The 4,856-nt window shown below is 72.4% G+C and carries 5 protein-coding genes; all 5 read right to left on the reverse strand.

Going from position 1 to position 4,856, the window contains the following annotated elements; genetic code table 11:
• Positions 1-2: 2 nt before the first annotated feature.
• The 5 genes from IBX53_RS14615 to IBX53_RS14635 all read right to left on the reverse strand — a co-directional run bounded on the left by IBX53_RS14615 (position 3) and on the right by IBX53_RS14635 (position 4,787).
• Entirely contained in the window at positions 3-1,145 is a 1,143-nt protein-coding gene (locus tag IBX53_RS14615; protein ID WP_290910658.1) for an ABC transporter ATP-binding protein, read from the reverse strand.
• The gene (modB, locus tag IBX53_RS14620; protein WP_290910661.1) at positions 1,138-1,806 is read right to left on the reverse strand and encodes a molybdate ABC transporter permease subunit; all 669 of its coding nucleotides are present in this window, start codon (positions 1,804-1,806) and stop codon (positions 1,138-1,140) included. The genes IBX53_RS14615 and modB overlap by 8 nt, the downstream gene beginning before the upstream one ends.
• Positions 1,806-2,606, reverse strand: coding sequence for a molybdate ABC transporter substrate-binding protein (gene modA, locus IBX53_RS14625; protein ID WP_290910664.1), 801 nt, complete (start codon positions 2,604-2,606; stop codon positions 1,806-1,808). Before modA ends, modB begins: the two co-directional genes overlap by 1 nt.
• Before the next feature lie 108 nt (positions 2,607-2,714).
• Positions 2,715-3,446: a GntR family transcriptional regulator gene (locus IBX53_RS14630; RefSeq protein ID WP_290910667.1), complete on the reverse strand. Its 732-nt coding sequence runs from the start codon at positions 3,444-3,446 to the stop codon at positions 2,715-2,717.
• A gap of 87 nt (positions 3,447-3,533) precedes the next feature.
• A complete protein-coding gene (locus tag IBX53_RS14635; protein WP_290910671.1) occupies positions 3,534-4,787 on the reverse strand; it encodes an amino acid deaminase in 1,254 nt (417 codons plus the stop codon).
• Between the last annotated feature and the right edge of the window lie 69 nt (positions 4,788-4,856).

Raw genomic sequence — 4,856 nt, forward strand, 5'->3', positions numbered from 1 at the left:
CCTCATCTCGTCGTTCTCGTCTCGTCCGGCATATCCTGCCCCGGCATCAGGTGGATCCCCGCCGCCAGCAGCGAGACCTGGACGGCCTCGCCCCGGGCCAGGCCGTTGCGCCGCGCCGCATGAGTGGCGATCTCGAAGCCCAGGGTGCGTTCAGTATGGTCGAAGGCCAGCGATACCGCGGTGATGCCCCCCAGCACTACCAGCGACTCGACCCGCGCCGCCACCGGGTTCTCGCGCTCGCCCTGGGACGGTCGATCACGGCGATGCAGCACCACGTCGGAGGGGGGCAGGTACCAGCTCACCCGCGCGCCGAGGGGCAGTGTCGCGAGCCCTTCTGCCGCTTCCAGCCGCCAGGGGCCCCAGGCCAGGCGTCGCTCGCCGCCCTCCTCCACCACCTCGCCCTCGAAGAGGTTATGGCGGTCCAGCAGCCGGGCCACCTCGGGCGAGGCGGGCCGGCGGAACAGCACTTGCGGCGGGCCCGCCTGCAGGGTGCGCCCGCCGTGCAGCACGCAGAGCCGGTCGGCCAGGGCCGCCGCCTCGTCCAGATCGTGGGTCACCAGCACGATGGGAATGCGGATCTGCTCACGCAGCATGGCCAGCTCACGCTGCAGGCGGCGCCGGGTGACCTGGTCCACCGCCGAGAAGGGCTCGTCGAGCAGCAGCACCCGGGGGCTGCGCGCCAGGGCACGGGCCAGCGCCACCCGCTGGCGCTGGCCGCCGGAGAGCTCGGCGGGGTGCCGGTCGGCCAGCCCCTCGAGCCGCACCCGGTCGAGCCAGGCCAGGGCCTGCTCGCTACGCTCCCGGACCGGCAGATGATCGAGTGCCACCATGATATTGCCCAGGGCGGTCAGATGGGGGAAGAGCGCATAGTCCTGAAAGACCAGCCCCACCCGGCGTCGCTGGGGCGGCAGGGAGAGTCGGCGTTCGGCATCGAACCAGGCCTCGCCGCCGCAGGCGATGCGCCCGCCCGCGGGCCGGTAGAGCCCGGCGATGGCGCGCAGCAGGGTGGTCTTGCCGCTGCCGGAGGGGCCCACCAGGGCGAGCAGCTCGCCGGCATCGCAGTGGAAGTCCGCCGCCAGGGGGATGGGGCCGGGCTGGTGCAGGCTCACCGTCAGCCGTGCGGCCGGTTCGGGGCGTTCAGACACGACGCCACCTCCGCCGGCCCGCCAGGCCGTAGACCACGCCGATGGTCAGGAAGGAGACCAGCAGCAGCATCGCCGACATGATGCCCGCCCCGGCCTCGTCGAAGGCCTGAACCCGATCATAGATGGCGATCGCGAGGGTGCGGGTCTCGCCGTCGATGGCGCCCCCCACCATCAGGATCACCCCGAACTCGCCGAGGGTGTGGGCAAAGGTGAGCGCCAGGGCGGAGATGATCCCCGGCCATACCAGCGGCAGCTCGATGCGCCAGAGGGTCTGCCAGGGCGAAAGCCCGCAGCACCAGGCCGCCTCGCGCAGGTTGGGTGGCACCGTCTCGAAGGCGCGCTGGATCGGCTGCACCGCGAAGGGCAGGTTGGCCACCAGAGAGGCGAGCAGGATGCCGGTGAAGGTGAAGTTGAGGCCCGAGCCGAACAGCCGGGCCCAGAGCCCGCCGAAGGGCGCCTCGACGCCGAAGGCCTGCATCAGGTAGAAGCCCAGCACCGTGGGCGGCATCACCAGCGGCAGGGCGACGAGCGCCTCGCACAGCGGCTTGGCGCGGAAGCGGGCGGTGGCTAGGGTGCGACCCAGCCAGAGCCCCACCGGCAGCAGCAGCAGGCAGGTGAAGGCGGCCAGGCGCAGCGAGACCGTGAGGGCCGTCCAGTCCATCAGAAGTTCGCGTCGTCGGGCAGGCGGAAGCCATAGTCGGCCAGGATCGCCCGAGCCTCCTCCTCCTGCAGCCAGGCGTAGAAGGCCCGCGCGGTCTCGCCGGCCCCCTTGACCAGCGCCATGCGCTGCACCAGGGGCGCGTGCCAGGCCTCGGGGATCATGACGTACTCGCCGCGCTCGGCAAGCTGGGGGGCCAGCGCCAGCGACTCGGCCACCAGGCCGCCGCGAGCGTCGCTGGTCAGCGCGAACTGGGCGGCCTGGGAGACGTTCTCGCCGAGCACCCTCAGCGGCGCCGTCTCCTCCCAGAGCCCGGCGTGCTCCAGGGCCTCTCGGGCAGCAATTCCATAGGGAGCGTGCTCTGGGTTGGCGAGTGCCAGGCGCGGCCGCCCCTGCCCCGCCGCATGGGCCGTCAGCGCCTCGCGCACCCCGGCCAGGGGATCGTCCGCCTCGGGGAGGTCGTCACGCCCCGCTCGCTGCAGCCAGACCAGTCGGCCGACCGCATACACCTGGCTCTCGCCCTCCAGGCGTCCCGCTTCCTCCAGGGCCTCGATGTTGATCTCGTCGGCGGAGAGGAAGAGCTCGAAGGGGGCCCCCTGGAGGATCTGCCGGCGGAAGTTGCCGGAGGAGCCGAAGTTGACCCTCACTTCGCCACCCGTTTCGGCTCGGAAAGCGGCCACCAGCTCCGGAAAGGCGAACTGCAGGGACGAGGCCGCCGCCACGGTGGGCGCGTCGGCCTTGAGCAGCGTCGCCGGAAAGAGCAGCGCCAGGCCGAGCAGCCAGGCCGCACATCGTGAACGCATGGGAGTCTCCGCAGGAATCAGGATGCGCGCATTGTCGGCCAGGGGCCGGGGCACGACAAGGCGTTGCGCCAACGCTGATGCGCGGGGCCGACCGGGGACGGGTCGCGGTCAGGCCTCCGCCGTGACGGCGCCGAAGATCGCCTTGAGGTCGGTGCCGCTGTCCCGGGGGCCCAGGTCGAGCAGCGCCTCGAGGCTCGCCAGGTGCTGGACGACCGCCTGGCGGGCGCCCTCGGCGTCGCCGACGCGCAGCGCCTCGAGCAGGCGCGGGTGGTCCCCGGCCAGGTAGCAGGAGGCCAGCGAGCCTCGCTTATAGAGGGCGATGACGATGGAGGTGCGCAGCACCAGGTCGGTGAGCATGGCGCCCAGCACCCGGTTGAGGGAGAGTTCGGCGAGACGGTGGTGGATCGCCAGGGAGTGGCCGATGCGCGCCGGCTCATCGCCAAGGGCATGGGCCGCGGCCTCCGCCTCGGCCTCGGCTGCGAGCGCGTCGAGGGCATCGGCCTCCAGGTGCCCGGCCAACAGGGCGGCCACCTCGCCCTCCACCAGGCGGCGGGCATGGAAGGTCTCGCGGGTCTCCTCGACGCTGGGGGCGCGCACGCGCGAGACCTGGTTGGGGCGCTGGTCGACCACGTGGTCGGCGGCCAGGCGAGTCAGGGCACGGCGTACCACCGAGCGGCTCACCCCGAAGATCTCGCCCAGCGCCACCTCGGGCAGGCGGGTGCCCGGTGGCAGGCGCTGGGTCAGCACCGCCTGGCGCACCTGGTCGACGATATGCCGGTCGCTGATTCGCTCGCCCGCCTTGACGGCGGCCTCGACGTCTTCCCTCCAGGAGTGGCTCATGGCATGCCTCGACGGTGATGATCCTGATGGCACCTTCGCACTTTTTTCACCAACTGGCCACACTTTGCCGGGCTTGTGTATACAGGATCAGAAGCAGGTGGCCATCACCTCCTGCACCTCGAGCCGGCCATCGACCCGCAGCACGGCGCGCCACCTGTCGAAGGTGAGGCAGGGATGGGAGACCCCGAAGGCGACGATATCGCCTACGCGCACGTCGCCCACGCGCACGTCGCCGGTCGGCTCGGGCAGGCGCACGAAGGCATGCTGGTCCATCAGCTTGACCACCTCCCAGCCCGCCACCGAAAGCACCGCCGCCGGGTCGCCCCCCTCGCGGTAGCGGCGCAGCGCCAGCGGCATGCGGTCGCCGCCCACGTCGCGCCGCCCCATGGCGACGATGGCCAGGCCCGGCTCCGGCAGCGACTGCACCTGGGCGAAGAGCTCCAGCGCCGGCCGCAGCCCCTCCTCCTCGCCCTCGCGGGCCAGCAGGTGGCGCTGGGCCTCGGCGTAGAGGCCATGGTCGTGCACCACATAGCAGCCCGGGCGCAGCACCGGCGCAAAGGCCTGGGACGGCGCCAGGGTCCGGAAGGCCTCGGCGATCAGGTCATACCAGGCCGAACCGGCGGCGGTCACCAGGGGTATCTCGCGCTCGAACAGGTCCTTCCCGGCCAGGGTGTGGGCCGCCGTGACCAGTTCACGGGCGTAGGCGCGCACCACCCCTTCCGGGTCGTCGCCCGCCACCACGCCCTCGTAGCCCTCGAGGCCCGCCAGCACCAGTGCCGGCGCCTGGTTCATCCGCTCGGCCAGGGCCAGCACCGCCTCTGCGCTGCGACAGCCGCAGCGCCCGCCGGGGATGCCGAGCTCGATCAGCACCGGCAGGCGCAGGCCGCGGGCCGAGAAGTAGCGGTCCAGCTCCGCCATGTTGGCCTCGCCATCCACCACCACGAAGAGCTCGGCGCCGGCCTCGATCAGCCCGGCGATGATCGCCATGTTGGCCTCGCCCACCAGCTGGTTGGCCAGCAGCAGGCGCCTGACGCCGTGGGCGTAGGCGGCCCGGCACTGGGGCGCGGTGGCCAGCGTCATCCCCCAGGCGCCGGCCTCGAGCTGGCGGCGGAAGAGCGCCGGGGCCATGGTGGTCTTGCCGTGGGGCGCCAGGTGCGCCCCGCGCGCCTCGGCGAAGCGCTGCATCCAGGCCAGGTTATGGGCCAGGGGCGCCTCATGGACCACCGCCGCCGGCAGGCTGACGCCGGCAAGCAGCCCGCAGCCGGTTTCCGGGCAGCCCTTGTCCCCCGCAAAGACGCCCGGGCGGTGATCCCTCTCTCCTGCCTTCTCCTCAGCCGACATGACGCTCGTTCACGTCCAGGATCTTCAGGGTGTTGGTGCCGCCGTGGGCGTTCATGTGGTCGCCGCGGG

This window comes from Halomonas sp. (assembly GCF_014859505.1).
In the GTDB taxonomy this organism is placed as follows: domain Bacteria; phylum Pseudomonadota; class Gammaproteobacteria; order Pseudomonadales; family Halomonadaceae; genus Halomonas.

Bases quoted from the DNA above. Each gene is read 5' to 3' on its own strand.
- modB (WP_290910661.1), bottom strand. From the start codon at position 1,806: ATGGACTGGACGGCCCTCACGGTCTCGCTGCGCCTGGCCGCCTTCACC.
- modA (WP_290910664.1), bottom strand. From the start codon at position 2,606: ATGCGTTCACGATGTGCGGCCTGGCTGCTCGGCCTGGCGCTGCTCTTT.
- IBX53_RS14630 (WP_290910667.1), bottom strand. From the start codon at position 3,446: ATGAGCCACTCCTGGAGGGAAGACGTCGAGGCCGCCGTCAAGGCGGGC.
- IBX53_RS14635 (WP_290910671.1), bottom strand. From the start codon at position 4,787: ATGTCGGCTGAGGAGAAGGCAGGAGAGAGGGATCACCGCCCGGGCGTC.